This window comes from Bradyrhizobium sp. CSS354 (assembly GCF_029051725.1).
Taxonomy (GTDB): Bacteria; Pseudomonadota; Alphaproteobacteria; order Rhizobiales; family Xanthobacteraceae; genus Bradyrhizobium.
Window position 1 is genome coordinate 1 of sequence record NZ_JAACFU010000015.1, and the last position, 25,661, is coordinate 25,661.

22 protein-coding genes are annotated in these 25,661 nt (G+C 63.9%); 12 read left to right on the forward strand and 10 right to left on the reverse strand.

Annotated elements, in window-relative coordinates:
• A partial coding sequence (locus GWG67_RS28530; protein ID WP_275172664.1) for a caspase family protein occupies window positions 1-822 on the reverse strand: 822 nt, incomplete at its 3' end.
• 372 nt (window positions 823-1,194) lie between these two features.
• Here GWG67_RS28530 and GWG67_RS28535 point away from each other — a divergent pair.
• Window positions 1,195-2,001: an N-acyl homoserine lactonase family protein gene (locus GWG67_RS28535; protein WP_275172665.1), complete on the forward strand. Its 807-nt coding sequence runs from the start codon at window positions 1,195-1,197 to the stop codon at window positions 1,999-2,001.
• Here GWG67_RS28535 and GWG67_RS28540 read toward each other — a convergent pair whose 3' ends face one another.
• Window positions 2,002-2,544: a MarR family winged helix-turn-helix transcriptional regulator gene (locus tag GWG67_RS28540; RefSeq protein ID WP_275172666.1), complete on the reverse strand. Its 543-nt coding sequence runs from the start codon at window positions 2,542-2,544 to the stop codon at window positions 2,002-2,004. It abuts the gene before it with no gap.
• A 109-nt stretch (window positions 2,545-2,653) separates the two neighbouring features.
• Between GWG67_RS28540 and GWG67_RS28545 the strand changes: the two genes are divergently transcribed.
• The 5 genes from GWG67_RS28545 to fahA all read left to right on the forward strand — a co-directional run bounded on the left by GWG67_RS28545 (window position 2,654) and on the right by fahA (window position 8,292).
• Window positions 2,654-4,282, forward strand: a complete 1,629-nt coding sequence (locus GWG67_RS28545; protein ID WP_275172667.1) for an FAD-dependent oxidoreductase — start codon at window positions 2,654-2,656, stop codon at window positions 4,280-4,282.
• Between the two features lie 8 nt (window positions 4,283-4,290).
• Window positions 4,291-4,515 carry a DUF2783 domain-containing protein gene (locus GWG67_RS28550; protein WP_275172668.1) on the forward strand — a complete coding sequence of 75 codons (225 nt, stop codon included), beginning with the start codon at window positions 4,291-4,293 and terminating at the stop codon, window positions 4,513-4,515.
• Between the two features lie 19 nt (window positions 4,516-4,534).
• The gene (locus GWG67_RS28555; RefSeq protein ID WP_275172669.1) at window positions 4,535-5,491 is read left to right on the forward strand and encodes an MBL fold metallo-hydrolase; all 957 of its coding nucleotides are present in this window, start codon (window positions 4,535-4,537) and stop codon (window positions 5,489-5,491) included.
• Between the two features lie 2 nt (window positions 5,492-5,493).
• The gene (gene hmgA, locus GWG67_RS28560; protein WP_275172670.1) at window positions 5,494-6,840 is read left to right on the forward strand and encodes a homogentisate 1,2-dioxygenase; all 1,347 of its coding nucleotides are present in this window, start codon (window positions 5,494-5,496) and stop codon (window positions 6,838-6,840) included.
• 177 nt (window positions 6,841-7,017) lie between these two features.
• Window positions 7,018-8,292, forward strand: coding sequence for a fumarylacetoacetase (gene fahA, locus GWG67_RS28565; RefSeq protein WP_275172671.1), 1,275 nt, complete (start codon window positions 7,018-7,020; stop codon window positions 8,290-8,292).
• 117 nt (window positions 8,293-8,409) lie between these two features.
• Here fahA and GWG67_RS28570 read toward each other — a convergent pair whose 3' ends face one another.
• Window positions 8,410-8,721 (reverse strand): DUF1272 domain-containing protein, encoded by a 312-nt coding sequence (locus GWG67_RS28570; RefSeq protein WP_275172672.1) that lies wholly within the window; start codon window positions 8,719-8,721, stop codon window positions 8,410-8,412.
• A gap of 74 nt (window positions 8,722-8,795) precedes the next feature.
• Complete coding sequence (locus tag GWG67_RS28575; RefSeq protein WP_247496000.1) at window positions 8,796-9,275, reverse strand: Lrp/AsnC family transcriptional regulator; 480 nt, start codon at window positions 9,273-9,275, stop codon at window positions 8,796-8,798.
• A gap of 121 nt (window positions 9,276-9,396) precedes the next feature.
• On the opposite strand from GWG67_RS28575, the gene hppD reads away from it, so the two are divergent.
• The gene (gene hppD / locus GWG67_RS28580; protein ID WP_275172800.1) at window positions 9,397-10,512 is read left to right on the forward strand and encodes a 4-hydroxyphenylpyruvate dioxygenase; all 1,116 of its coding nucleotides are present in this window, start codon (window positions 9,397-9,399) and stop codon (window positions 10,510-10,512) included.
• Window positions 10,513-10,733: 221 nt separating this feature from the next.
• On the opposite strand, the gene GWG67_RS28585 is transcribed toward hppD, so the two are convergent.
• The 4 genes from GWG67_RS28585 to GWG67_RS28600 form a co-directional block, all read right to left on the reverse strand.
• Window positions 10,734-11,843 (reverse strand): CaiB/BaiF CoA-transferase family protein, encoded by a 1,110-nt coding sequence (locus tag GWG67_RS28585; RefSeq protein WP_275172673.1) that lies wholly within the window; start codon window positions 11,841-11,843, stop codon window positions 10,734-10,736.
• Window positions 11,844-12,039: 196 nt separating this feature from the next.
• Window positions 12,040-12,840: a xanthine dehydrogenase family protein subunit M gene (locus GWG67_RS28590; protein WP_275172674.1), complete on the reverse strand. Its 801-nt coding sequence runs from the start codon at window positions 12,838-12,840 to the stop codon at window positions 12,040-12,042.
• 13 nt (window positions 12,841-12,853) lie between these two features.
• Window positions 12,854-15,196, reverse strand: coding sequence for a xanthine dehydrogenase family protein molybdopterin-binding subunit (locus GWG67_RS28595; protein WP_275172675.1), 2,343 nt, complete (start codon window positions 15,194-15,196; stop codon window positions 12,854-12,856).
• An 84-nt stretch (window positions 15,197-15,280) separates the two neighbouring features.
• Complete coding sequence (locus tag GWG67_RS28600; RefSeq protein WP_275172676.1) at window positions 15,281-15,766, reverse strand: (2Fe-2S)-binding protein; 486 nt, start codon at window positions 15,764-15,766, stop codon at window positions 15,281-15,283.
• A 341-nt stretch (window positions 15,767-16,107) separates the two neighbouring features.
• Between GWG67_RS28600 and GWG67_RS28605 the strand changes: the two genes are divergently transcribed.
• Together GWG67_RS28605 and GWG67_RS28610 are read left to right on the forward strand one after the other, a co-directional pair.
• Window positions 16,108-18,147: a methyl-accepting chemotaxis protein gene (locus tag GWG67_RS28605; protein WP_275172677.1), complete on the forward strand. Its 2,040-nt coding sequence runs from the start codon at window positions 16,108-16,110 to the stop codon at window positions 18,145-18,147.
• Window positions 18,148-18,449: 302 nt separating this feature from the next.
• Complete coding sequence (locus GWG67_RS28610) at window positions 18,450-20,483, forward strand: methyl-accepting chemotaxis protein (RefSeq protein WP_275172678.1); 2,034 nt, start codon at window positions 18,450-18,452, stop codon at window positions 20,481-20,483.
• 155 nt (window positions 20,484-20,638) lie between these two features.
• Here the strand turns inward: GWG67_RS28610 and GWG67_RS28615 are convergent, their stop codons facing one another.
• Window positions 20,639-20,977, reverse strand: coding sequence for a DUF3175 domain-containing protein (locus GWG67_RS28615; protein ID WP_275172679.1), 339 nt, complete (start codon window positions 20,975-20,977; stop codon window positions 20,639-20,641).
• A 182-nt stretch (window positions 20,978-21,159) separates the two neighbouring features.
• On the opposite strand from GWG67_RS28615, the gene GWG67_RS28620 reads away from it, so the two are divergent.
• From GWG67_RS28620 to GWG67_RS28630, 3 genes are all read left to right on the forward strand, one after another.
• A complete protein-coding gene (locus GWG67_RS28620) occupies window positions 21,160-22,659 on the forward strand; it encodes an MFS transporter (RefSeq protein ID WP_275172680.1) in 1,500 nt (499 codons plus the stop codon).
• 3 nt (window positions 22,660-22,662) lie between these two features.
• Entirely contained in the window at window positions 22,663-23,484 is an 822-nt protein-coding gene (gene otsB / locus GWG67_RS28625) for a trehalose-phosphatase (protein WP_275172681.1), read from the forward strand.
• 238 nt (window positions 23,485-23,722) lie between these two features.
• Window positions 23,723-25,186 carry a trehalose-6-phosphate synthase gene (locus GWG67_RS28630; RefSeq protein ID WP_275172682.1) on the forward strand — a complete coding sequence of 488 codons (1,464 nt, stop codon included), beginning with the start codon at window positions 23,723-23,725 and terminating at the stop codon, window positions 25,184-25,186.
• 49 nt (window positions 25,187-25,235) lie between these two features.
• Here the strand turns inward: GWG67_RS28630 and GWG67_RS28635 are convergent, their stop codons facing one another.
• Window positions 25,236-25,577, reverse strand: a complete 342-nt coding sequence (locus GWG67_RS28635; RefSeq protein ID WP_275172683.1) for a hypothetical protein — start codon at window positions 25,575-25,577, stop codon at window positions 25,236-25,238.
• Between the last annotated feature and the right edge of the window lie 84 nt (window positions 25,578-25,661).

Here is a 25,661-nt window from a genome sequence, read left to right on the forward strand (position 1 = left end):
GTTGTTGGCGACGACCGGCGGCGGCGCGGGAGGCGGGGTTGGCGGCGTCGTTGTCGGGCGCGACCCACCGGCCCCTGGAATGAACGAGAAATCCTCGGCCAGTGAAGAGGAGATCCACGGCACCTGCTCGCCCCGGGAGGCGCGGGTGACGCCCATCTTGGTGCGGTTCAGCGTCTCCTCGGCCATCAGGTCGGGGACGCGGATTTCCTTGAGGAGTTCCTGGACGAACAGGCTGTGCTCGCCGCCGGCGTCCGAGACCACCGAGGCCAGCGCCGCCGAATACATCACCAGCGTGCCGTTCGGCGCGATGACGGGGGTGAGGCCGGCTGAGAAGCTGCGGAACCGGCGCTCGAACGGGTTGCGCCTGGAGGCATCGACCAGCGCGATTTTGACGCCGGCGCCGCGGGTGTTGAGCTCGCCGAGCACGGTTTCGAGGCTGATGCCGTCGCGCCGCACGTCGGATTCGGTCCAGATCTGCGCATCGATCGGCAGCAAATAACTCTGCCGCGCGGACTGGATGCCGAAGCCGCTGAAGAACACCAGTGCCACCGACCCCGGCTTGATCTTGCCGTAGAGCTTGTCGAAGGCGCGGCGCATGCCGTCGCCGGTCAGGTTCTCACCGGTTTCCACGGAAAAGCCGTCGCGCTTGAGCTCGTCGGCGACGTCGCGCGCGTCGTTGAGCGGTTCCTTCAGGGGAGCGTCGGCGTCCGGATATTTGGCATTGCCGATCACCAGCGCAAAGCGATCGCCGGCCGCAAGTGACGGAGCGGTCGGGATGAGCGACACGAGCAAGGACAGAACGAAAAGCAGGCGAATTTTCATAATTAGCGCGATCCAGCCAAAAAGGCGCCGTTTCCAGCTTGCGCCGCGGCGACCTTAACTTACGCAATGTGCATTATCAAACCGGGGAAGGGGGGCGTCAACCGCTTGCAGATTCGGCGCTATCGCGACAATTGACCGCGACGCATCGGCATGTGGCGGGGGGAATAAACGGGCGGTCACGATTGCACGCGATGCATTCTGGTTGTCATTGCGTCTGCACGTTAGGGCAGCCATGGCGACAAGAATGTGATTGGTCTCACATTGCGGACGGGCCTTCTCCGCAACCTCCGGTGTTTGACCTTTGCGGTGGACGATGGCTTGGTGCGGTCGATCGCACTGAAGGTGCATCCACAAAAGAGCAAGATCAAAACCATGGGAAACGCCTACGAAATCTACGCCCTGCGCTATGCGACGATGTCGCCTCGCACCCCCAATATGAACTTCCTAGCGCCCGACCCGCATGACAGCGCGGCGCAGGACCTCGACTATTTCGTCTGGCTGATCCGCGGCAACGGCCGCGACATCCTGGTTGATACCGGCTTCAATGCCGAGGAGGCGGGCTTGCGCGCGCGCAAGCTGACGCTCAATCCGGTCGACGCGCTGGAGCGCTTTGGTGTGGCGGCAGCGAGCATTCGCGACATCATCGTGACGCATCTGCACTACGACCATGCCGGCAATCTCGACCGCTTCGCGAACGCGCGCTTTCATCTCCAGGAGCGCGAGATGGCCTACGCGACGGGGCGCTGCATGTGCAACGGACTGCTGCGACATCCGTTCTCGGTCGAGCACGTCACCCAGATGGTCCGCCATGTCTATGGCGAGCGCGTCACTTTCTATTCAGGGGACGGCGAGATCGCGCCCGGCGTCACCGTGCACCGCGTCGGCGGCCATTCGGACGGCCTGCAGGTGGTGAGGGTCGAGACGGCGCGCGGGCCCGTGGTGCTGGCGTCCGACGCCGCGCATTATTACGCCAATCTCCAGCGGAGGAGCCCGTTCCCGATCGTCTACAATGTCGGCGACATGGCGGTCGGCTGGGAGACGATCGAGCGTCTCGCCGGCCATGCTGACCGGTTCATTCCCGGCCACGATCCGATCGTGACGGAAATCTATCCGCGCGCCAGCGACGAGGGCGATGTCTGGGCGCTGCATTTGCCGCCATCGCGGTCATTTGCCAAGTGATCAATACGCCTGCTTGGCGTCGGCCTCTTCGCTGGTCTGGATCAGGTCGAGGCTCTGTTCGATCTTGCCGAGCAGCGTCGATAGCTGTTTGCGCTGCTGCGCGGAGAGGCAGGCGAGGATCTCGTCTTCCCGTCGCAGCAATTGCGGAAACAGCTCCTCGTAGAGCGTGCGGCCTTTCCTTGTCAGTCGCAGGCGGAATTCGCGGCGGTCGGCTTCGTTCTCGACGCGCTCGATCAAACCCTGTTGCAGCAGCATGGTCACCGCGCGGCTGATGGTGGATTTGTGCGTGCGGGTGCATTGCGCGACGTACTGTGCGCTGCAGGCATCGTTGCGGAAGCCGAGCGTCGCGATCACGCGCCAGGCCGGGATGTCGAGGCCGTGACGTTCCTGATATTCGACCGAAAGCGCGGCGCTGACTTCCGCGGCGAGCCGGTTGAGGCGGAACGGCACGAACCTGAACAGGTCCAGCCGTGTTTTTGGCCGCGCTGAGGCCTCATCGGCCTCGCGTGTCTTCAGCGCGATGTCGCTGGATGTCCTCGCCAAGGAGAGCGCTCCGAATTCCAGTTGACGGCCGGCCGGCTCCGGTCCAAAATAGTTGCACGTGAGACTATTAGCAGATCAGGCCTCTCCTGACCAGAGCCGAGGTTAGCGCATGGCGAAGGCCAATACGCATCAGGCCAAAACCCAGTTCGGCTATCGCCGCCACCCCGATCAGGATCGTCCCGGCCAGAGCGCGGCCGAGCATCCCGTGGTGGTCGTCGGCGCGGGCCCGGTCGGGCTATCGCTTGCGATCGACCTTGCCCAGCGCGGCCAGCGCGTCGTCCTTCTGGATGACGCCGACCGCATCGGAGAGGGCTCCCGCGCGATCTGCTTCTCGAAACGCTCGCTGGAATATTGGGACAGGCTCGGCGTCGGCGACCGCATGGTCGACAAGGGCGTGGTCTGGAGCGTCGGCCGCATCTTCCACGGCGAGCAGCAGCTCTACCAGTTCAATCTGCTGCCGGACGACGGTCACAAGCGGCCGGCCTTCATCAATCTCCAGCAATACTACGCCGAAGCCTATCTGGTCGACCGCATCAGCGAGCTGTCCGAGATCAACCTGCGTTGGCGCAACAAGGTGACGGCGCTGGAGAGCCGCAACGATTCCGTCGCGCTGACGATCGAGACGCCGGAGGGCGCCTATCGCCTGCACGCGCAATATGTCGTCGCCTGCGACGGCGCGCGCTCGTCGCTACGGCAGATGGTGGGCGCCGATTTCGCGGGACAGGTGTTCGAGGACCAGTTCCTGATCGCCGACGTCAAGATGACCGCGGAATTCCCGACCGAACGCTGGTTCTGGTTCGATCCGCCGTTTCATGCGGGACGTTCGGCGTTGTTGCACCGACAGCCCGACGACGTCTGGCGCATCGACCTCCAGCTCAATCGCTATGCAGATCCCGTCGTCGAGAAGAAGCCCGAGAACGTGCGGCCGCGGATTGCGCGCATGCTCGGCCACGACGAGTTCGAGTTCGAGTGGATCTCGCTCTACAAATTCCAGTGCCGGCGGATGGACCGCTTCGTCCATGGCCGCGTGATCTTTGCAGGCGATTCCGCGCACCAGGTCTCGCCCTTCGGCGCGCGCGGCGCCAATTCGGGACTCGAGGACGCCGAGAACCTCTCCTGGAAGCTCGACCGCGTGCTGCGCGGCGCCTCACCCGCGAGCCTGCTCGAGAGCTATCATGTCGAGCGCAGTGGGGCGGCCGACGAGAACATCCGCGAATCCACCCGCTCGACCGATTTCATGGCGCCGAACTCGCATCAGGAAGCGCGGCTGCGGAAGGCGGTGCTGTCGCTGGCGAAGGAAACGGAGTTCGGCAAGCGCATGGTCAATGGCGGGCGGCTCTCGGTGCCGTGCAGCTATGACTCGCCGCTGTCATCGCCCGATGCGGATGCGTGGCGCGCTGGCCCGCTCCCGGGTTGTTCGATGCTCGATGCCCCCGTTACGATGCGCGCGGGCGAGCAAAGCTATTTGACGGATGCGTTCCGGCAGGGCGGAACGGATTTCACGTTGCTGTCGTTCAGCAATGGCGCGGCGATCGATGCGCCCGTTGGTGTGAAGGACATCTGCATCGGCGGTGAGGACGGGCTCGCAGATCCGGCGGGGCTCACCGCAAAGCGATATGATGCGGAACCAGGCTCAGCCTACCTGCTAAGGCCGGACGGCTATGTCGCGGCGCGCTTTCGCCAGCCGACGCGTGCCGGCGTCGCGGCAGCGCTGTCGCGGGCCCAAGGATTGAATTGAGGATTCGCATGCCGCTCTCGACCAGCTCCAACTTCGCGCGACCCGACGACGCCTTTCGCGCCATCATGGAGGCGCATCGTGGCTTCACCGACGAGCAGAGCGCCGATTTCGACGCGGCGCTGGTGCTGATCCTCGCCAACCATATCGGCGATATCGACGTGCTGCGGGAGGCGATCCTCCTCGCCAGGCGGCGCATGATCGACGGCCAGCAGCAACAGCAACAACAGCAATAATGTCCAAAGGAACGAACTGATGGCGAAGAATTTCGCATCCACCGGCGACCTCTCCGAGAAGAAGATCACCTTCTCCGAGATCGGCACCGATCTCTACGCCTTCACCGCGGAGGGGGATCCGAACACCGCGATCATTGTCGGCGACGACGGTTGCCTCGTGTTCGACGCGCAATCGACGCCGGCGATGGCCAACAAGGTGATCGAGCGCGTCCGTACCGTCACGGATAAGCCGATCAAATATGTCGTGCTGTCGCATTATCACGCCGTGCGCGTGCTCGGTGCCTCCGCCTACAAGGCGCAGGGCATCGTCGCCTCGCAGGAGACCTATCGCCTGATCGAGGAGCGTGGCCAGCAGGATTGGGATTCCGAATATGGCCGCTTCCCGCGCCTGTTTCAGGACGCATCGAGCATTCCCGGCCTGACCTGGCCGACGCTGACTTTCGAAGGCGAAATGTCGATCTATCTCGGCAAGCGCGAGGTGCGCCTGATGCAGCTCGGCGCCGGCCACACCTCCGGCGACATCGTCGCCTGGGTGCCTGATGCCGAGGTGATGTTCTCCGGTGACCTGATCGAATACCACTCGGCCTGCTATTGCGGCGATGCGCACTTGCGCGAATGGCCGCTGACGCTGAACGAAATCCGCAACTTCAATCCTAAGGCGATTGCGCCGGGCCGCGGCGATGCGTTGAAGGGTGTCGCCACGGTGCGCGAAGCCATCGCGATGACGCGCGACTTCGTCACCTCGCTCTACGGCGCCGCCGAAATCTCGGTCGCCAAGGGCCGCACGCTGAAGGAATCGATGGCCGCGACGCGCGAGGTGATGGATCCGAAATTTTCGAGCTTCGCCATCTACGAGCACTGTCTGCCGTTCAACGTGTCGCGCGCCTATGACGAGGCGTCGGGGATCGACGACCCCGTGATCTGGACCGACAAGCGCGACCAGGAGATGTGGGCCGCCCTGCAAGGAGGAGGATAGAAATGAACATCAATACCTCGCCCGATCAGATCATTCGCAGCTCTGCCCAGGTCACGCCGGGCTACATGTCGGGCTTCGGCAACAGCTTTGAGACCGAAGCGCTCCCCGGCGCGCTGCCGATCGGGCGCAACTCGCCGCAGCGCTGTGCCTACGGCCTCTATGCCGAGCAGCTTTCCGGCTCGCCCTTCACGGCGCCGCGCGGCAGCAATGAGCGCTCATGGCTCTATCGCATTCGCCCGTCGGTGAAACATTCGGGTCGTTTCGAGAAGGCCGACGGCGGCCTGTGGCGTTCGGCGCCGTGCCATGAAAACGATCTGCCGATCGCGCAATTGCGCTGGGATCCGGCGCCGATCCCGAAGGAGGACATGACTTTCCTTCAGGGCGTGCAGACCATGACCACCGCCGGTGACGTCAACACCCAGGCCGGCATGGCCGCGCATGTTTATCTCATCACCAAGTCGATGGTGGACCAGCACTTCTACAATGCCGACGGCGAACTGATGTTCGTGCTGCAGCAGGGCAATCTTCGCATCGTCACCGAGTTCGGTCGGATCGACGCCGAGCCCGGCGAGATCGTGGTGATCCCGCGTGGCGTCAAGTTCCGGGTGGAGATTCCGAGCGGACCGGCGCGCGGCTATCTCTGCGAAAACTACGGCGGCGCCTTCACGCTCCCGGAGCGCGGGCCGATCGGCGCCAATTGCCTCGCCAATGCCCGCGACTTCCTGACGCCGGTCGCGCACTACGAGGACAAGGACACGCCGACCGAGTTGTTCGTGAAATGGGGTGGATCGTTGTTCAAGACGCAGTTGTCCCACTCGCCTATCGACGTCGTCGCCTGGCACGGCAATTATGCGCCGTACAAATATGATCTGCGGAGCTTCTCGCCGGTCGGTGCGATCGGCTTCGATCATCCCGATCCCTCGATCTTCACCGTGCTGACCTCGCCGTCGGAGACCCCGGGCACGGCGAATATCGATTTCGTGATCTTCCCAGAGCGTTGGATGGTCGCCGACAATACCTTCCGCCCGCCGTGGTATCACCTGAACATCATGAGCGAGTTCATGGGCCTGATCTACGGCGTCTACGACGCCAAGCCGCAAGGCTTCGTGCCGGGCGGCATGAGCCTGCACAATTGCATGCTGCCGCACGGCCCCGATCGAGATGCCTTCGAGCATGCCAGCAACGGCGAGCTGAAGCCGGTCAAGCTGACCGGCACCATGGCCTTCATGTTCGAGACCCGCTACGCGCAGCGCGTCACCGCGCACGCCGCGAATTCCGCGACGTTGCAGGACGACTACGCGGATTGCTGGAAGGGCCTGGAAAAGCGGTTCGACCCGAGCAAGCCGTAGCGTTCTGCCCCTCTCCCCTTGTGGGAGAGGGTGGCTCGCCGCGAAGCGGCGAGACGGGTGAGGGGTTCTCTCTCCCCACATGAGCCTCTTGCAGTATCAATTGTCGATACAACCCCTCATCCGGCGCTTCGCGCCACCTTCTCCCACAAGGGGAGAAGGAAAAAGGACCGTCGAAAAGTGACAACGCACCCCAACGACCCCAGCCTCCGCTCTTTCATCGACGTCGATCCCGCCTCCGACTTCCCGATCCAGAACCTGCCTTACGGCGTGTTCTCGACCGCGGCCAATCCGACTCCGCGCGTCGGCGTGGCGATCGGCAATTATGTGCTCGATCTCTGGGAGCTCGAGCAGGACTCGCGGCTCGATGTCGGGCCGCTCGGCGTGTTCTCGACGTCGTCGCTCAATGCTTTCATGGCGCTGGGGCCAAAGGTCTGGGCGAAGACGCGGGCGCGGATCAGCGAGCTGCTGCGTGCCGATCATCCCGAGCTGCGCGATAACGAGGAGCTGCGCGAGCAGGCGCTGGTGCCGATGCGCGATGCGAAACTGCATCTGCCATTCGCGGTCTCCGGCTACACCGATTTCTATTCCTCTAAGGAGCACGCCACAAATGTCGGCGTGATGTTCCGTGGCAAGGACAATGCGCTGCAGCCGAACTGGCTGCACATGCCGATCGCATATAACGGCCGTGCCTCGACCGTCGTGGTCTCCGGCACCAAGGTGAAGCGTCCGCGCGGGCAGCTCAAGCCGCCGAATGTGGAGGTGCCGAGCTTCGGACCGTGCAAGCGGCTCGATTTCGAGCTGGAGATGGGTGTCGTGGTCGGGCAGCCCTCGCCGATGGGCGGCATGCTCACTGAGCAACAGGCCGAGGAGATGATCTTCGGCTTCGTGCTGCTCAATGATTGGAGCGCGCGCGATATCCAGCAATGGGAGTATGTGCCGCTTGGCCCGTTCCTCGCCAAGGCGTTCGCGACTTCGATCAGCCCGTGGGTGGTGGCGCGCGCGGCGCTGGAGCCGTTTCGCCTGAAGGGGCCGGAGCAGGAGCCGGTGCCGCTCGATTACCTCAAGCAGGGTAAGCCGCAGAACTACGATCTCGAGCTCGACGTCTCCTTGCGTGCCGCCGGAGCCAACGCGCCGGCCGGCATCAGCCGCACCAATTTCAAATACCTGTACTGGTCGTCGGTGCAGCAGCTGATGCACCACGCCTCCTCCGGCTGCGCCATGAATGTCGGCGACCTCCTCGGCAGCGGCACCGTTTCCGGCCCGGAGAAGAACCAGCGCGGCAGCCTGTTGGAGATCAGCTGGAACGGCACCGAGCCGGTCGAATTGCCCGGCGGCGTGAAGCGCACGTTCCTGGAAGACGGCGACAGCCTCGTCATGCGCGGCTGGTGTCAGGGCGAGGGCTATCGCGTCGGTTTTGGTGAGGTCGAAGGGACGATTTTGCCGGCGGAGTAGGGCGCCCCACACTCCGTCTTGTAGGGTGGGCAAAGGCGCATCAGCGCCGTGCCCACCATTCCACTCCGCGATCGCGGTAGCGTGGTGGGCACGCTTCGCTTTGCCCACCCTACGAAGTCAGCGCATTTCAGGCGGTACGTCCTTGACCCGCGCGCAATGCGCCGCGACGTCCTCCATGCTGTACTTCAAATGCACCCGCTTGTCCGACGGCGCCTGCTTGGTCGTGCACACGCCCGGTCGCCATTCCTGCGTTGGCCTGATCGGGCGCGGCGCAAAACCGCCGCCGCAGTTCGGGCAGACGTTGGATAGTTTCGTCTCCACGCAGTCCGCACAGAACGTGCATTCATAGGAGCAGATCCGCGCATCGGTTGCGTTCGGGGGCAGGTCGCGGTCGCAATATTCGCAGTTCGGTCGAAGCTGGAGGGCCATGGCTCAGTCTCCGCAGATTGGCCGGGATCATCGCAGATCGCTCGCGCAGCGCGAATGCCGGATTTCCCTCGATTTCAGCCGGGTTTGATTTCCTTCAGCGGCAGACGCGTGCTTTCCTTGAGCCTGTCGAGCACGATCGAAGAGCGCACATGCGCCACACTCTGGTGCGGCATCAGCACGTCATTGACGAGATTGGAGAGACCCTTCAGGTCGCGCAGCACGGCCTTCAGCACATAGTCGGCGTCGCCCGTGAGCGAATAGGCCTCCTGGATCTCGTCGATTCGGTTGACCAGGGTTCGGAAGCGTTTCGAATTGTCCGGGGAGTGGGTCGCCAGCGTCACCTGGATGAAGGCGACCACGCCGAAGCCCAGCGCCTCGCTGGAGAGATCGGCGTGGTAGCCTGATATCACCTTCTCCTCCTCCAGCCGCATCCGCCGGCGCGAGCATTGCGAGGCCGAGAGGCCTGCGAGGTCGGCCAGTTCCTGGTTGGTAAGGCGGCCGTCGTCCTGGAGCGCGCCCAGGATCTTGAGGTCGAAGGCATCCACCGAAGTCATGCGCAGTTTATCCATTTGATGCACAGATCGTGCACAACTTAGCCAAATGACGTCCCATTTGCACGTTCATTGCAGGCGTCGTGAAGGATAATTCATGGCAGCCGCAATTTGGGAGAGCACCATGGGTCCGTTTCCGCACGATGCACCGCCGGCCACGATCAGCGCCGACAATCCGATGGGCACCGACGGGTTCGAGTTCGTCGAATATGCGCATCCCGATCCGGAACAGCTGCACGCCCTGTTCAAGCTGATGGGCTATGCGCCCGTCGCGCGCCATAGAACGAAGAAGATCACGGTCTATCGCCAGGGCGACATCAATTACCTCGTCAACGAGGAGCCCGGCACCCACGGTCACGATTTCGTCGCCGCGCACGGCCCCTGCGCGCCGTCGATGGCGTTTCGCGTCGTCGATGCGAAGAAGGCCTATGACCGCGCGATTTCGCTCGGTGCCGAACCTGCCGATGTGTCCTCTGCGCAGAAGACGCTCGACGTCCCCGCGATCAAGGGTATCGGCGGCAGCCTGCTCTACTTCGTCGATCGCTACGGCGCGAAGGGTTCGGCCTATGACGGCGAGTTCGAATGGCTTGGCGTGCGCGATCCGCGTCCCGCCGGCGCCGGCCTGTTCTATCTCGATCACCTCACCCACAACGTCCACCGCGGCCGCATGGACGTCTGGACCGGCTTCTACGAGAAGCTCTTCAACTTCCGCCAGATCCGCTTCTTCGACATCGAGGGCCGCGCCTCAGGCCTGTTCTCGCGTGCGCTGACGAGCCCCGACGGCAAGATCCGGATTCCCATCAACGAGGACGCCGGTGATTCCGGCCAGATCGAGGAATATCTCAATATCTATCGCGGCGAAGGCATCCAGCACATCGCCTGCGGCTGCCGCGATATCTACAGCACCATCGAGGGCCTGCGCGAAGCGGGTTTGCCCTTCATGCCGGCGCCGCCCGAGACCTATTTCGAACGGATCGACGCGCGCCTACCCAAGCATGGCGAGGACGTCGCGCGACTTCAGGCCAACGGCATTCTGATCGACGGCGAAGGCGTGGTCGACGGCGGCCAGACCAAGGTGCTGCTGCAGATCTTCTCGGCCAATGCGATCGGCCCGATCTTCTTCGAGTTCATCCAGCGCAAGGGCGACGACGGCTTCGGCGAGGGCAATTTCAAGGCCCTGTTCGAGTCGATCGAGGAGGATCAGATCCGGCGCGGGGTGTTGAAGGTGGATGCGGCGTAGGCCGCGGCTTTTTGGCAGACTGCCGCGTCAAAACAGCTGTCGTCCCGGCGAAGGCCGGGACCCATACCCCCAGGGAGTGGCTGTTGCACGCAGGCGGTAACCCCGAGTCTTCGCCAAACCAAATGTCGCGGCTATGGGTCCCGGCCCCCGTGCGCAATTGCGCACTAGGCCGGGACGACCCGGAGTGTGGTGCGGCAGCAGAGATCTTGCAGCTCCTAGATCTAACGCTCCGCCCACGCCTTCGTCACCGCGCCGATCTCCGCCGCTTCCGGCTCGCGCACCGCTGATGGCGTCCGCGAAAAGCGTGGCGCCGGGGCCGGCTGCTTCACGCCGTGGCGCTCGACGAACACCTGTCGGGCGACCATGTGCGGATGCTCGGTCGCTTCCGACATGGTCAGCACCGGCGCGAAGCAGATGTCGGTGCCTTCCATGATCTTGCACCAGTCCTCGCGCGTCTTGCTCTTGAACACCGTCTTCAGTTTTTCCTTCAGCGCGGGCCATGCGTTGCGGTCCATCTGCGCATCGAAATCGGCGTCGGTCAGGCCGGCGTGCTCGCGCAGCAGCGCATAGAACTGCGGCTCGATCGAGCCGATCGAGACGAAATGGCCGCAGGCGCATTCGTAGACGCCGTAGAAATGCGCGCCGCCGTCAAGGAAATTTTCATTGCGGCCTTCGGTCCAGCGGCCGAGCGTGGTCATGTCGAAGAAGAACGACATCAGCGATGCCGCGCCGTCGCACATCGCGGCATCGACCACCTGACCCTTGCCTGACCGCGAGGCCTCCAGCAGCGCCGCAAGCACGCCGACGACGAGGTAGAGCGCGCCGCCGCCGAAATCGCCGACCAAATTGAGCGGCGGCACCGGCGCTTCCTTCGTGCCGATCGCGGCAAGCGCGCCGGTGATGGAGATGTAGTTGATGTCGTGGCCGGCGGCATTGGCGAGCGGGCCTTGCTGGCCCCAGCCGGTCATGCGGCCGTAGACCAGCTTTGGATTGCGCGCGAGCACCACGTCAGGGCCGAGGCCGAGCCGCTCCATCACGCCGGGACGGAAACCCTCGACCAGCGCGTCGGCATTCGCAAGCAGATCGAGCACCTCTGCGATCGCCGCCTTGTCCTTGAGATCGAGCTCGATCACCTTGCGGCCGCGGCCCGCGACCGACTTCATGTTCTTCCTGGCGCCGACCCGATCGAGCGTGACGATTTCAGCACCCATGTCGGCCAGCATCATGCAGGCGAACGGGCCAGGTCCAATGCCGGCGAATTCGACGATGCGGAAGCCTGCGAGCGGGCCGGAGGTGCGAACGGAGGAGGTGGGGGCTGATTTGTCGAGCAATTTGTTGTTTCCTCGGGTCGCGGGCGGATGCCGATTGTTCGGCAATCGCCTCGGACATTCCTCTGTGGGCGAGTTAACTGGCTGATTAACTTTTCTCGCCTTCACGCCAGTGAGGCAAGCTCTTTTCATCCGCACGGCCAAATAAAAACGGCGCGCACCGAAGTGCGCGCCGCGGAAAATTTGCGTCGAGGCGCTATCAGCGTGCGGCAGCCACCGCGCGCTGCGCCATCACCTTGATGAGGTTGGCGCGGTACTCCGCCGTGCCGTGAATGTCGGCCAGCAGATTGCTCGCCGAAATGCTCACGCCGTCGATCGCCGACGGTGACCAGTTCGCCTTCAGCGCCGCTTCGATGGCGGGGACCCGCATCACGCCGCTTTGCGAAGCTCCGGTGGCGGCCACCCGAATCTCGCCCGACTTCGTCTGCGCAACGAACACGCCGGTCAGCGCGAAGCGAGACGCAGGGTGGCGCATCTTTTCATAGCCTGCCTTCGCCGGAACCGGGAACGACACGGCGGTGATGAGCTCGCCGTCTTCCAGCGCCGTCGTGAACATGCCTTGGAAGAAGTCATCCGCCGTAATCGACCGCTTGTTGGTCTTCACGGTAGCGCCGAGCGCGAGCAGCGCGGCGGGAAAATCCGCTGCGGGATCATTGTTGGCGATCGAGCCTCCGATCGTGCCGCGATAGCGCACCGCGGGGTCGCCGAGCACCGAGGTGAGATAGGCGATTGCAGGAATCGCCTTCTTCACATCGGCATTCTGCATGATGTCGAAATAGGTCGTGCCGGCCTTGATGGTCAACACGTCGCCCGAGAGCTCGACGCCCTGCAGCTCCTTGATCTTGCCGAGGTCGATCACATCGGAGGGGCTGGCGAGGCGCTGCTTCATCACGGGCAGCAGCGTCTGGCCGCCGGCGAGGAACTTTGCTTCGCTGCTCTTGGAGAACAGGGCGACGGCTTCGTCGACCGAGGACGCGCGATGATAAACGGTCTGGTACATCTTCGTTCCTCCTTTATGCCGCGTGGATGGTGCGCCACACCCGGTCAGGGGTTGCGGGCATTTCCAGATTGTTCTTGCCGATCGCATCCGTGATCGCGTTGATCACGGCCGCTGACGCCCCGATCGCGCCGGCCTCACCGCAACCCTTGATGCCCAAGGGATTGCCCGGGCACAGCGTCGTGGTGTGGGAGAGGTTGAACGAGGGAACGTCGTCGGCGCGCGGCATGGCGTAGTCCATGAACGAGGCCGTGACCGGCTGCCCGCTGGCGTCGTAGATCGCGTGCTCGAGCAACGCTTGTCCGATGCCTTGCACAAGACCGCCATGGACCTGGCCCTCGACGATCATCGGGTTGATCAGCCGGCCGAAATCGTCGGCTGCGACGAAGTTGACGAAGGAGGTCTTGCCGGTGCCGGGATCGACCTCGAGCTCGCAGATATAGGTGCCGGCCGGGAAGGTGAAGTTGGTCGGGTCGTAGAAGGCGCTCTCCTTCAGACCCGGCTCCATCCCGTCAGGCAGATTGTGCGCGGTGTAGGCCGCGAGCGCGACCATCGGGAAGGCGATCGCCTTGTCGGTCCCGGCCACCTTGAACTCGCCGTTCTCGATGACGATGTCGCCTTCCGAGGCTTCCAGCGCATGGGCGGCGATCTTCTTGGCCTTGGATTCCATCTTCTCCATCGCCTTCAGGATCGCGGTGAGGCCGACGGCCGCGGAGCGCGAGCCGTAGGTGCCCATGCCGAACTGCACCTTGTCGGTGTCGCCATGGACGATCGAGACCTGGCTGATGGGAACGCCGAGGCGCTCCGCGACGAGCTGGCAGAACGTGGTCTCGTGACCCTGGCCGTGACTGTGCGATCCCGTCAGGACCTCGATGGTGCCGACCGGGTTGACGCGGACTTCGGCGGACTCCCAAAGACCGACGCCGGCGCCCAGGCTGCCGACGGCCTTCGACGGCGCGATGCCGCAGGCCTCGATGTAGCAGGACACGCCGATGCCGCGCAGCTTGCCGTCGGCTTTCGCCTTGGCCTTGCGCCCGGCAAAGCCGGCGTAGTCGATCGCCTTCATCGCGGCGTCGAGCGAGGCGTTAAAGTCGCCGGTGTCATAGGCCATGATCACCGGCGTCTGATGCGGGAACTGGGTGATGAAGTTGGTCCGGCGCAGCGCGGCCGGATCGACCTTCAACTGCCGCGCCGCCGTCTCCATCAGACGTTCGATCAGATAGCTCGCTTCGGGGCGGCCAGCGCCGCGATAGGCGTCGACCGGCGTGGTGTTGGTGTAGACCCCGACCACCTCGGCATGGATCGCCGGGATGTTGTACTGGCCCGACAGCAGCGTCGCGTAGAGATAGGTCGGCACCGAAGACGAGAACAGCGACATGTAGGCGCCGAAATTGGCGTAGGTCTTCACCTTCAGACCGGTGATCTTGTTGTTGGCGTCGAACGCCATCTCGGCATGGGTGACGTGGTCGCGGCCATGCGCGTCGGTGAGAAAGGCTTCGGTGCGGTCGCCGGTCCATTTGACGGGACGGCCGACTTTCTTCGAGGCCCACAGCGCCACCATCTCTTCGGGATAGATGAAGATTTTCGAGCCGAAGCCGCCGCCGACGTCGGGCGCGATCACGCGCAGCTTGTGCTCGGGGGCGATGTTGTAGAACGCCGACAGCACCAGGCGGGCGACGTGCGGGTTCTGCGAGGTCGTGTAGAGCGTGAAATGCTCTTCCGCCGCATCGTAATCGGCAATTGCGGCGCGGGGTTCCATCGCGTTCGGCGCAAGACGGTTGTTGGTAACGTCGAGCTTCACCACGTTGGCGGCCTTGGCGAAGGCGGCATCGGTGGCGCCCTCGTCGCCGATCACCCAGTCATAAACTTGGTTGCCGGGAGCTTCGGGATGCAGCTGCGGCGCGCCGGACTTGATCGCGGCGTGGACATCGGCGACCGCGGGCAGCTCTTCGTAGTTCACGACCACGGCTTCGGCCGCGTCGCGTGCGAGATTTTTGCTCTCGGCGATCACGACTGCGACGGCCTGACCGACGAAGCGCACCGTCTCCGGCGCCATCGCCGGCCATGCGCCCATCTTCATCGGGCTGCCGTCCTTGGAGGTGATGGCCCAGCCGCAGATGAGATTGCCGACCTTGTCGTCGACGATCTCCTGTCCCGTGAGCACCGCGACCACGCCCGGCATCTTCAGCGCGGCAGAGGAATCGATTCCCTTCACCTTGGCATGCGCGTGCGGGCTGCGGATGAAATGGGCATGGGTCATGCCCTGCAACTTGATGTCGTCGACGTAGCGGCCCTTGCCGGTAATGAAACGCTTGTCTTCCTTGCGCACGACACTCGCGCCAATGCCTTCAACACCCATGTCTGGTCCTCCCGACCGGAATTTGTCTTGACCGCGCTTTCCCTCGAAAGCGGCGGCGATCGTTCTTATATCGAGGCGGGCCGCTTACTCGGCCGCCTGCGAGACCTTCATGCGGCCTGCCGCATCCAGCACGGCTTTGACGATGTTGTGGTAGCCGGTGCAGCGGCAGATATTGCCTTCCAGCTCGTGCCGGACGGTGGCTTCGTCGAGCTGGCCACCATAGCGGTGCACGATGTCGATCGCCGACATGATCATGCCCGGCGTGCAATAGCCGCATTGCAGACCGTGATTGTCGCGGAAAGCCGCCTGCATCGGGTGCAGTTCGTCGCCTTTGGCGATGCCTTCGATCGTGGTGATGCTGGCGCCGTCGGCCTGTCCCGCCAGCATGGTGCAGGATTTGATCGCCTTGCCGTCCATATGGATGACGCAGGCGCCGCACTGGCTGGTGTCGCAGCCGACATGGGTTCCGGTGAGGTTGAGGTGGTCGCGCAGCAGCTGAACCAGCAGCGTGCGGTCCTCGACGTCAACGGCAACAGCCTTGCCGTTCACCGTCAGTTTGACTGTAGACACGGTTGAACTCCTCCCGGGATCGATTTTGATTGTTTCTAATTAGAGACAGCGACCCGGAACTTTGCAACTACGATTTTGGTCGCCTGCGTCATGGAAAAGTCATTGATTCAGAATGGCCAACATTGGTTGGGGGGCGAGTCGGCCGGATCGGGTGCGGCGCCGCGGGCGGAGCTGGGATGCCAGCCTCTATATGTCTAAGGGGTCCGCCTTGGCCGATAGAGCCGGAAATGCTGTGGGCGCACCGAATTTACCGCCCCTTATCGATTCTGCCTTAGTTTTGCGCAGCCAGGTCAGGGGGCGGGGCGCCACCGGATCTCGGCTGAATGAAAATGGGGGTGGGAATGTCCGGGCGTATCGCGTCGTCCTCGAAGCGCACAATAATGCCGACCCTCAGGTTCCGCGCCAAGATCATTCTGGGCTTTGCCGCCGTGCTGGTGATCTCCGCCGGCAGCATGGCCTTCTCCTATTTTGGCTTCGAACGGGTCTCGTCCGGGGTCGGGTCCTACCGCAGCAGCGTCACCGAGGCCGATCTCGCCCGCAACATCGACCGGGAGCTGCTCGCCTATCGCTCGGCCGTCAAATATTTCGTCGTCACCGGCAAGGAGGACGACGCCAAGGCGGCGCTGGACGCGGAGACCGGCCTGAAGAGCGCCATCGACCAGGCCGTCAAGAGCGCCAAGAAGCCGGCAGGCCAGGAGAGCCTGGGCAAGCTCGGCAAGGAGTTTTCCAACTTCTCCGCGACCTTCGCAAAGGTCCTCCAGGCCAAGCGTGACAGCGCGCTGCTGGTGCAGAACCAGCTCACGCGCAACGCCAACCTCCTGAAATACAAGCTCGACGACATCGGTAACAACGCCTCCGATTCCGAGGCGCAGGCGATCGAGTTCGGGACCAAGCAGGTCAATGCTCAATTCCAGACCGCGAACGCGGCCGCGACCAATTTCGTGCTGACATCCGACCAGGCGATCGCGACCAGCGCGCTGGCGCGGCTGAAATTCGTCGAGAACTCGCTCAACGCGGTCTATTCCATGGACGACAAGATCGTCGCCGGCCTGAAGGACGCCAAGGAATTGCTCGGTGCCTATCGGGAATCGCTGGAGAAGCTGATCGCCAACGCCAAGATGGTCGATGCTCTCGTCACCGAGATGAGCGGCTCGGCCGGCGCGATCCTTCAGGGCGCCACCGCCATGAAGGCGGACCTCGTTGCCGAACAGCAGCGGTTGGAGTCCGAATCGGAAGCGACCATCGGGAAGACCGAGCAACTGGTGCTGATGCTGGCCGTCGGCGGCACGCTGCTCGGCGCGGTCCTCGCCTTCCTGCTCGGCACCGGCATTTCACGTCCGATGATCGCGATGTGCAAGGCGATGCGCGAGCTTGCCTCGGGCAATTTCGACGTCGTGCTGCCGGGCCTGGGCCGCAAGGACGAGATCGGCGAGATGGCCGGCGCCGTCGAAGAATTCAAGGTCCAGGCCGTGGCCAAGGCCGAGCGCGACGCCGCGGCCAACGAAGCCCAGAATAAAGAAGCGAGCGCTGCTCGCCGCTCCGAACTGATCCGCTTCGCCGACGATTTCGAGAGCGCGGTTGGCGCCATCGTCTCCAACGTCTCGGCTTCCGCCGTGCAGCTGGAATCGGCGGCCTCGACGCTGACCCGCACCGCCGAGACCACGCAGAGCCTGTCGAGCCAGGTCGCCGACGTCTCCGAGCAGGCCTCCAGCAACATGCAGTCGGTCGCAACCGCGACCGAAGAGCTTTCAGCCTCGGTCGAGGAGATCGGCCGTCAGGTGCGCGATTCCAGCCGCATTGCCGAAGCTGCCGTGGTGCAGGCAAAGGAGACCGATAATCGCATTGGCAAGCTCTCGCATGCCGCCCAGCAGATCGGCGAAGTCGTCAAGCTCATCACCGCGATCGCCGAGCAGACCAATCTTCTGGCGCTCAACGCGACCATCGAGGCGGCACGCGCCGGTGAAGCCGGCCGCGGCTTTGCAGTGGTCGCCAGCGAAGTGAAGTCGCTCGCAAGCCAGACCGCGAAGGCCACCGACGAGATCTCCTCGCACATCACGGGCATGCAGGGCGCCACCGCCGAGTCGGTTGCGGCGATCAAGGAGATCGGCGCGACCATCGGCCAGATATCGTCGATCTCGACATCGATTGCGAGCGCGGTGGAGCAGCAAGGCGCGGCGACGCAGGAAATCGCACGCAGTGTCCAGACCGTCGCACAGGGTACTCAGACCGCCGCCACCGACATCGGTCAGGTCAACCGCGGCGCTGCCGAAACTGGCTCGGCCTCGGAAGAGGTGCTGCACTCGGCCAAGACACTGTCGTCCGAAAGCACCCGCCTGCGCGCCGAACTCGACCGCTTCATGGGGAATATCCGGGCAGCGTAAGCTCGAAGCGCGTCACGCACTCCGCCGTCGTCCTGGCGAAAGCCAGGACCCATGACCCCAAGGCGGAGTTGTCGGGCGAACTGCTAACTCCGAGTCATCGCCAAACTGCTCCCCGGGGTAACAGGTCCTGGATCAGCGCTTCGCTTGTCCAGGACGACCAGACCCTGCGTCACCTAACCGTCGGTTGCGGCGCCACAAATTTACCGCCGCTTATCCTTTGCCATTTACCGTGCTCACGCGTCAGGAAGCGGGCTGCTTCCGGGCTGCGCCTGGTTTTTCCGCGAATGGAATGGGGTGGGGGAATGCCCGTCAAGTCGAAGCCGACCACATCGAAGCTGCTCACCTTGCGTTTTCGCGCAAAAATCATCCTCGGCTTCGTGGCGGTGCTCGCCATCCTCGCCGTCAGCATGGCTTTCGCGTATTTCGGCTTCGAGCGGATTCAGGCCGCCGTGGCCTCCTACCGCACTAGCGTCGCCGAAGCGGACCTTGCGCGGACGGTCGATCGCGAGCTGATCGCTTACCAGGGGCTGGCGCGGGCCTACACGCTGACCGGCGCGGCCGATGATGAGACCGCTGCCAAAGCAGCCGAAGAGAATTTGAGGGCCGCGATCGCCAAGTCGGCGGCGGCCACCACGGGCGCGGCGCGCCGCGAGCAGGTCGGCAAGCTCGAGGCCGACTTCAAGAGCTTTACCAAGGTGTTCGGCGAGATCATCGGTTTGACGCGCGAGAACGGCAAGATCGCGACCGATGAGCTCAACAGCGTCGGCAACAAGATCCGGTTCAAGTTCGACGACCTCGCCGATACCGCGGCACTGGCGGGCCTGAATTCGGTTCAGAGCACGGCCAAGGACATCACATCGCAATATCTGGCGGTCTCCACCTCGGTCAGCGCCTTCGTCGCCAAGCCGGAGCCGAAGACCGCCGACGGCGTGATCGCCCGCATCAAATTCCTGGAGACCTTGCTGGTCTCGATCTATGCCAACGACCAGAAGATCACCGACCGCGTTACCGAGATCAGCAATCTCCTCAAGCAGTACCGCACCTCCTTTTCAAAGCTGACCGAGAACGTGAAGGTCATCGTCAAGCTGAACGGCGAGATGACCAAGACGGCCGCGTCCATTCTCAAGCTCTCGGGTGAGCTGCGGTCGGAGCTGACGGCGGATCAGCAGCGCATCGAAGTGAGCGCCAATGCCACCATTGGCGACACCGAGCGGACGATGCTGATGATGGCGCTCGGCGGCCTCGCCATTGGTGCCGCGTTGGCCTGGATGCTGGGCAATGGCATTTCACGTCCGATGATCGCGATGTGCAAGGCGATGCGCGAGCTTGCCTCGGGCAATTTCGACGTCGTGCTGCCGGGTCTGGGGCGCAGGGACGAGATCGGCGAAATGGCCGGCGCGGTCGAAGAATTCAAGGTCCAGGCCGTGGCCAAGGCCGAGAGCGATGCTGCCGCCAACGAACTCCAGAACAGGGAGCAGGCCGCAAGCCGTCGTTCCGAGCTGATCCGTTTCGCCGACGATTTCGAGAGCGCGGTTGGCGCCATCGTCTCCAACGTCTCGGCCTCCGCCGTGCAGCTGGAATCGGCGGCCTCGACGCTGACCCGCACCGCCGAGACCACGCAGAGCCTGTCGAGCCAGGTCGCCGACGTCTCCGAGCAGGCCTCCAGCAACATGCAGTCGGTCGCGACCGCGACCGAAGAGCTTTCAGCCTCGGTCGAGGAGATCGGGCGCCAGGTGCGCGATTCCAGCCGCATTGCCGAAGCTGCCGTGGTGCAGGCAAAGGAGACCGACAATCGCATTGGCAAGCTTTCGCATGCCGCCCAGCAGATCGGCGAAGTCGTCAAGCTCATCACCGCGATCGCCGAGCAGACCAATCTTCTGGCGCTGAACGCGACCATCGAGGCGGCACGCGCCGGCGAAGCCGGCCGCGGCTTTGCAGTGGTCGCCAGCGAAGTGAAGTCGCTTGCGAGCCAGACCGCGAAGGCCACCGACGAGATCTCCTCGCACATCACGGGCATGCAGGGCGCCACCGCCGAGTCGGTTGCGGCGATCAAGGAGATCGGCGCGACCATCGGCCAGATCTCGTCGATCTCGACATCGATTGCGAGCGCAGTAGAGCAGCAAGGCGCGGCGACGCAGGAAATCGCGCGCAGCGTCCAGACCGTCGCACAGGGCACTCAGACCGCCGCCACCGACATCGGTCAGGTCAACCGCGGCGCAGCCGAAACCGGCTCGGCCTCGGAAGAGGTGCTGCATTCGGCCAAGACGCTGTCGTCCGAAAGCACCCGCCTGCGCGCTGAGCTCGACCGCTTCATGGGGAATATCCGGGCGGCGTAGGGGCAATCCCGCCAATGTCGTCCTGGCGAAAGCCAGGACCCATGACCCCAAGGCGGAGTTGTCGGGCGAACTGCCCACTCCGAGTCATCGCCCAACTGCTTCCTGGGGTCATGGGTCCTGGATCAGCGCTTCGCTTGTCCAGGACGACCTAGCGCTCACTCCCTCCCGAACGCCCGCTTCAGCTCCACCTTTGCCCGCTCCAGCAGCGTGCGCTGCGTCTGCGGCAGCGTCTTGCCGGCGCGGTTGATGTAGAACGTCAGCATCGACAGCGCTGAGCGGTAAGCGCCGGTCTTGCGGCGCGCGCTGTGCTCGGCCGAGCGCTTCAGCGAAGCCGCGATCTTCTTTGCGCTGGTCAGCTTGAACACGCCTTGTTTGAGGTCGAGCGCGTCGCTGGCCTTCGTCACGCGCTGTGACCAGCGCTTCGGTGCGGTGCGTTTGGTGCTCTTGCGCGCCGCTGTTCTGCGAGAATGTGTCGTCTTTCTGGCATGAGCCATGCGTCAACTCCTTGCGGCTCCGGCGAAAACCGGCGGCGCGAACAGTCGTTCCACGGGGAACCTGCCCTAACCGCAGACGTTGTCGCAGGTGGCAGGCGGAATGCCGCACCCCCTTGATCGGATCGCCCCCCTCCACGTCATGTGAACCGGGGCCATGTCCATTGGTCAGATGCAACAACGCGATGGAATTGCAGCGAAGCCCAGCGCCGAACGATGGACCTGTGGTCTCCAAGGCGGTCGCGAAGGCGGCCGCGGCCGATCGCATCATCGAAACCAGCATTCCCGCACGACTTGACGCGCTGCCGTGGAGCGGCTTTCACACCCGCGTCGTGCTCGCGCTCGGCATCACCTGGATTCTGGATGGCCTCGAGGTGACGCTGGCCGGCGCGCTCTCCGGCGCGCTGAAGCAGAGTCCCACCCTGCATTTCTCCAATCTCGATCTCGGCATTGCCAATTCCGCCTATCTTGCGGGCGCGGTGCTCGGCGCGCTCGGTTTCGGCTGGCTGACCGACCGCATCGGCCGCAAGAAGCTGTTCTTCATCACGCTGGCGCTCTATCTCTCGGCGACGGCCGCGACCGCTCTGTCATGGGATGTCGCGAGCTACGCGCTGTTTCGCTTTCTCACAGGTGCCGGCATTGGCGGCGAATATACCGCGATCAATTCGACCATCCAGGAACTGGTGCCCGCGCGCTATCGCGGCTGGACCGATCTCGTCATCAACGGCAGCTTCTGGATCGGTGCCGCGATGGGCGCGGTGGCGGCTATCGTGCTGCTCGATCCCGCGGTGATCGGCCCCGATCTCGGCTGGCGTCTCGCTTATCTCATCGGCGCGGCCATCGGCCTCGTCGTGCTCTTGATGCGGATGTGGATTCCGGAGAGTCCGCGCTGGCTGATGATCCACGGGCGTCCCGACCAGGCCCACGCCATCGTCGACGAGATCGAACGCTCGGTGATCGGACACGACCAGGATACGAGCGAGGCGCGCTTCGCCAAGATTCGCCTGAAAATGCGGAGTCACACGCCGATCCGCGAGGTCGTGCACACGCTGTTCTCGGTCTATCGACAGCGGGCGATGGTCGGCCTGGTGCTGATGATCGCACAGGCTTTCTTCTACAACGCCATCTTCTTCACCTTTGCGCTGGTGTTGACCGACTTTTACGGGATCAGCGCCGATCACGTCGGCTGGTATCTGCTCCCCTTCGCGGCCGGCAACTTCCTCGGTCCGCTGCTGCTCGGTCGCCTGTTCGATACGCTCGGCCGCCGTACCATGATCATGTTCACCTATGGGACGTCGGGCCTGTTGCTGGCGCTGTCGGGCTATCTGTTCTCGATCGGCGCCTTGAGCGCGCAGGGGCAGACCATCGCCTGGATGGTGATCTTCTTCTTCGCCTCGCCCGCTGCGAGCGCCGCCTATCTCACCGTCAGCGAGACCTTTCCCTTGGAAGTCCGCGCGCTCGCGATCGCCGTGTTCTATGCGGTCGGCACCGGCATCGGCGGCGTGATCGGCCCCGCGTTGTTCGGTGCGCTGATCGACACGGGATCACGCACGAGCGTGTTCGCAGGCTATCTGCTGGGGGCATTCCTGATGATCGCGGCCGCGATCGTGGCGTGGCGCTATGCCGTCTCGGCGGAACGCAGATCGCTCGAAGAAATCGCACGGCCGCTTGCTTCCATGGAGTAGACTATGAAATCGGAACTGGCTGAATTGGATCAAAAGCGCACCATGATCGACGATGAAGCGCCCGATGCGGTGCCGGTGCCTCACGCGCTCGTGCCGCATCTCAATGAAACAGCGATCCTGCTCGACATCGACGGGACGCTGCTCGACCTGATGCCGACGCCGCGTGAGGTGTGGGTGCCGCCAGGCCTGTCGGAAACACTGAACCGGTTGACGGAGCGCACCTCGGGCGCGCTGGCGATGGTCAGCGGCCGTTCGCTCAATGACATCGATCTGATCTTCGCGCCCGATGTCTTTCGCGCCGTCGCCGGCCACGGCGCGGAAATGCGGCTTTCCATTGACAATGAAGCCGATGCCATCGGTGCGCCGCCGCTGGACAAGGAGCTGAAGCGGCGGCTCGCGGCGGTTGCCAAGCTCAGTCCCGGCATTCTGCTCGAAGACAAGGGCTATTCGCTGGCGCTGCACTACCGCCTTGCGCCGCATGCGGAGAAGGCGATCTATGAAGCCGTTTCGCTGATCCGCGCCGACCTGCCCAATGCGCCGATCGAGGTGCTGCCCGGCAAGTTCGTTTGCGAGATCAAGCATTCCGGTTTCACCAAGGCGACCGGGGTGCGCGAGTTGATGAAGCACGAGCCTTTTAAGGGACGCCGTCCGATCTTCATCGGCGACGACGTCACCGACGAAACCGTGTTCGCGATCATGCCCGACATGGACGGGCTCGCCTTCTCGGTCGGTCGCCGCGCCAGGGGTGTCAACGGGCACTTCGACGCGCCGAACGATGTGCGCGCGTTCCTTGCGCGGCTGCTCGACGACTCACGGTTGGAATAAGGCGCCGACATCGCGAAGCCACATTATCGCGCGCGCAATCCCCTGGCGCGCTCGCTTCGTGCTGCGCGCCGACGGTTCCGAAACCGAGTTTGTGCAGCGAAAACGTCAGGTTCCCTGGAGGTAAACCGGTTCCAACGCGCTCGCCCGATTTTGGTTTCAATTGGTGCAAAGGATGATCAGGAACCATATTGATGAACGGCAGTTAAATGGGGTGGAATGAAACAGGAGGGGACGACCTGTGAACTTAGTCGTCGTTTCGAATCGCGTCGCGCGCGGCAAACCCAACGAGCCCATGACGGGCGGTCTCGCGGCGGCCTTGTTACCTGTCGTAGAACATTCGGGCGCGATCTGGGTAGGTTCCTCGGGCCGTGTGCGTGACGGTCATCAAAAGGAGCCGTTCGCCGAGATCGAAGCACTGGGTTCGGGCGCGATCGCGACGTTGGATCTGCCGGCGGCGCACTATGGCGGCTATTACGAAGGCTTTGCCAATTCGGCTCTGTGGCCGGCGCTGCATTCGCGCAGCGATCTGATCCGCGTCTCGCGCGACGACTACGTCAGCTATCGCGAGGTCAACGCCTTCATGGCGCGCGCCTTGATGCGTTTCCGGAAAGCACAAACCGCGTTCTGGGTGCAGGATTATCATTTCCTCGCGCTCGGCGCGGAGCTGCGCGACCTCGGCGTCGACGATCCGATCGGCTTCTTCCTCCATACGCCATGGCCGGTCGCCGCGGTGATGCAGGGCGTGCCCAATCATCGCGAGCTGATCACGGCGATGCTGGCCTACGATCTGATCGGCTTCCAGACCCATGACGATTGCCAGAATTTTCTCGGCTATGTCGCGAGCGAACTCGGCCTCGCCGTCGAAGACGGCGTTGCGATCTCGCAGCATGGCCGAACGCGCTGCGAGGTGTTTCCGATCGGCATCGACGCCGAGAAGTTCGCGCAATACGCGGCGAAATCGGCGTCGCATCCGGACGTGTCGCGGCTGCGCCGCAGCCTCAACGGTGAGCGGCTCGCGATCGGCGTCGACCGGCTCGATTATTCCAAGGGCCTCGTCAACCGCATCAGCGCGTTCGATCGACTCTGGACCGATCATCCGCAATTTGCGCGCAGCATTTCGCTGTTGCAGATCGCAAATCCCTCGCGCGGTGCCATCGAAGCCTATGGCAATTTGCAGAACGAGGTTGCGCGGCTCGTGTCCGACGTCAATGGCCGCCACGGCGAGGCCGACTGGACACCGATCCGCTATCTCAACAAGGGTTTTAGCCAGGCCGTGCTGGCGGGTCTCTACCGCACCGCGCAGATCGGCGTCGTGACCCCGCTGCACGACGGCATGAACCTTGTCGCCAAGGAATACGTCGCCGCGCAAAACCCGGCCGATCCCGGCGTGCTGGTTTTGTCGAAATTCGCCGGCGCGGCCAACGAACTCGACGCCGCGCTGCTGGTCAATCCGCACGACATCGACGGCATGGCGCGCGCGATCGCGGTCGCTGCCGCGATGCCGCTCACCGAGCGCAAGATGCGCTGGGATGCGATGATGAAGAAGCTGCGCGGCCACACCATCCAGCAATGGTCTGCGGATTTCGTCGCTGAGCTGGAGAAGTGCCGGACCGAGAAGGCCGCGGTCGCGCCGCTCGCCAACCAGCCGCCGCAAGCGCTGCGCTGGCTCAAGTCGGCGATATCAGGTGTGCGGTTGATCTAGTCTTCTTCTCCCCGTTTTTTCGGGGAGGGCAGGGGCGAACACGAGAACCTCAATAGCAATACGACACGCCCTCCAGAATCGCGCACTGCCGCTTGTTCGGCGCGTTCGGATCGTCGAGCGGCACCATGCCCTTGCCTTGGCCGACGAACACGCCTGGCCCGACATGCACCGACCTCTTGTTGCCGATGATGACGCTTTGATGCGGCGTCGAGCTCGAACGCGTGCCGTCCGGCCAGAGGATTGAGTCTCCCGAAAGCATCCCGCGCCGTCCGTCGTCGCAGCTGACGTCGAGCCCTTGCCGGGTGCAGACCTGTGCGGCGGCCGGTCCGGCGAAGGCGGCGGCAAGGGCCGAAATCAGGCTCAGCGCAGCGATGGTGTTGCGGATGGTCATGGTGCCCCCGGACGTGTTTGACGGTCTTGAGTGAATCGTCGCGCCAAACCCGCCACCGGTTCAGTTGGCGGGCGGTTCCGAGCG

What these genes read in the sequence shown, in the direction of transcription:
- GWG67_RS28535 (WP_275172665.1), top strand. Translation starts at nt 1,195, where the DNA reads ATGGGAAACGCCTACGAAATCTACGCCCTGCGCTATGCGACGATGTCG.
- hppD (WP_275172800.1), top strand. Translation starts at nt 9,397, where the DNA reads ATGGGTCCGTTTCCGCACGATGCACCGCCGGCCACGATCAGCGCCGAC.
- GWG67_RS28635 (WP_275172683.1), bottom strand. Translation starts at nt 25,577, where the DNA reads ATGACCATCCGCAACACCATCGCTGCGCTGAGCCTGATTTCGGCCCTT.
- GWG67_RS28595 (WP_275172675.1), bottom strand. Translation starts at nt 15,196, where the DNA reads ATGGGTGTTGAAGGCATTGGCGCGAGTGTCGTGCGCAAGGAAGACAAG.
- GWG67_RS28610 (WP_275172678.1), top strand. Translation starts at nt 18,450, where the DNA reads ATGCCCGTCAAGTCGAAGCCGACCACATCGAAGCTGCTCACCTTGCGT.
- GWG67_RS28550 (WP_275172668.1), top strand. Translation starts at nt 4,291, where the DNA reads ATGCCGCTCTCGACCAGCTCCAACTTCGCGCGACCCGACGACGCCTTT.
- GWG67_RS28620 (WP_275172680.1), top strand. Translation starts at nt 21,160, where the DNA reads ATGGAATTGCAGCGAAGCCCAGCGCCGAACGATGGACCTGTGGTCTCC.
- GWG67_RS28555 (WP_275172669.1), top strand. Translation starts at nt 4,535, where the DNA reads ATGGCGAAGAATTTCGCATCCACCGGCGACCTCTCCGAGAAGAAGATC.
- GWG67_RS28575 (WP_247496000.1), bottom strand. Translation starts at nt 9,275, where the DNA reads ATGACTTCGGTGGATGCCTTCGACCTCAAGATCCTGGGCGCGCTCCAG.
- GWG67_RS28570 (WP_275172672.1), bottom strand. Translation starts at nt 8,721, where the DNA reads ATGGCCCTCCAGCTTCGACCGAACTGCGAATATTGCGACCGCGACCTG.
- GWG67_RS28590 (WP_275172674.1), bottom strand. Translation starts at nt 12,840, where the DNA reads ATGTACCAGACCGTTTATCATCGCGCGTCCTCGGTCGACGAAGCCGTC.
- GWG67_RS28545 (WP_275172667.1), top strand. Translation starts at nt 2,654, where the DNA reads ATGGCGAAGGCCAATACGCATCAGGCCAAAACCCAGTTCGGCTATCGC.
- hmgA (WP_275172670.1), top strand. Translation starts at nt 5,494, where the DNA reads ATGAACATCAATACCTCGCCCGATCAGATCATTCGCAGCTCTGCCCAG.
- GWG67_RS28605 (WP_275172677.1), top strand. Translation starts at nt 16,108, where the DNA reads ATGTCCGGGCGTATCGCGTCGTCCTCGAAGCGCACAATAATGCCGACC.
- otsB (WP_275172681.1), top strand. Translation starts at nt 22,663, where the DNA reads ATGAAATCGGAACTGGCTGAATTGGATCAAAAGCGCACCATGATCGAC.
- GWG67_RS28615 (WP_275172679.1), bottom strand. Translation starts at nt 20,977, where the DNA reads ATGGCTCATGCCAGAAAGACGACACATTCTCGCAGAACAGCGGCGCGC.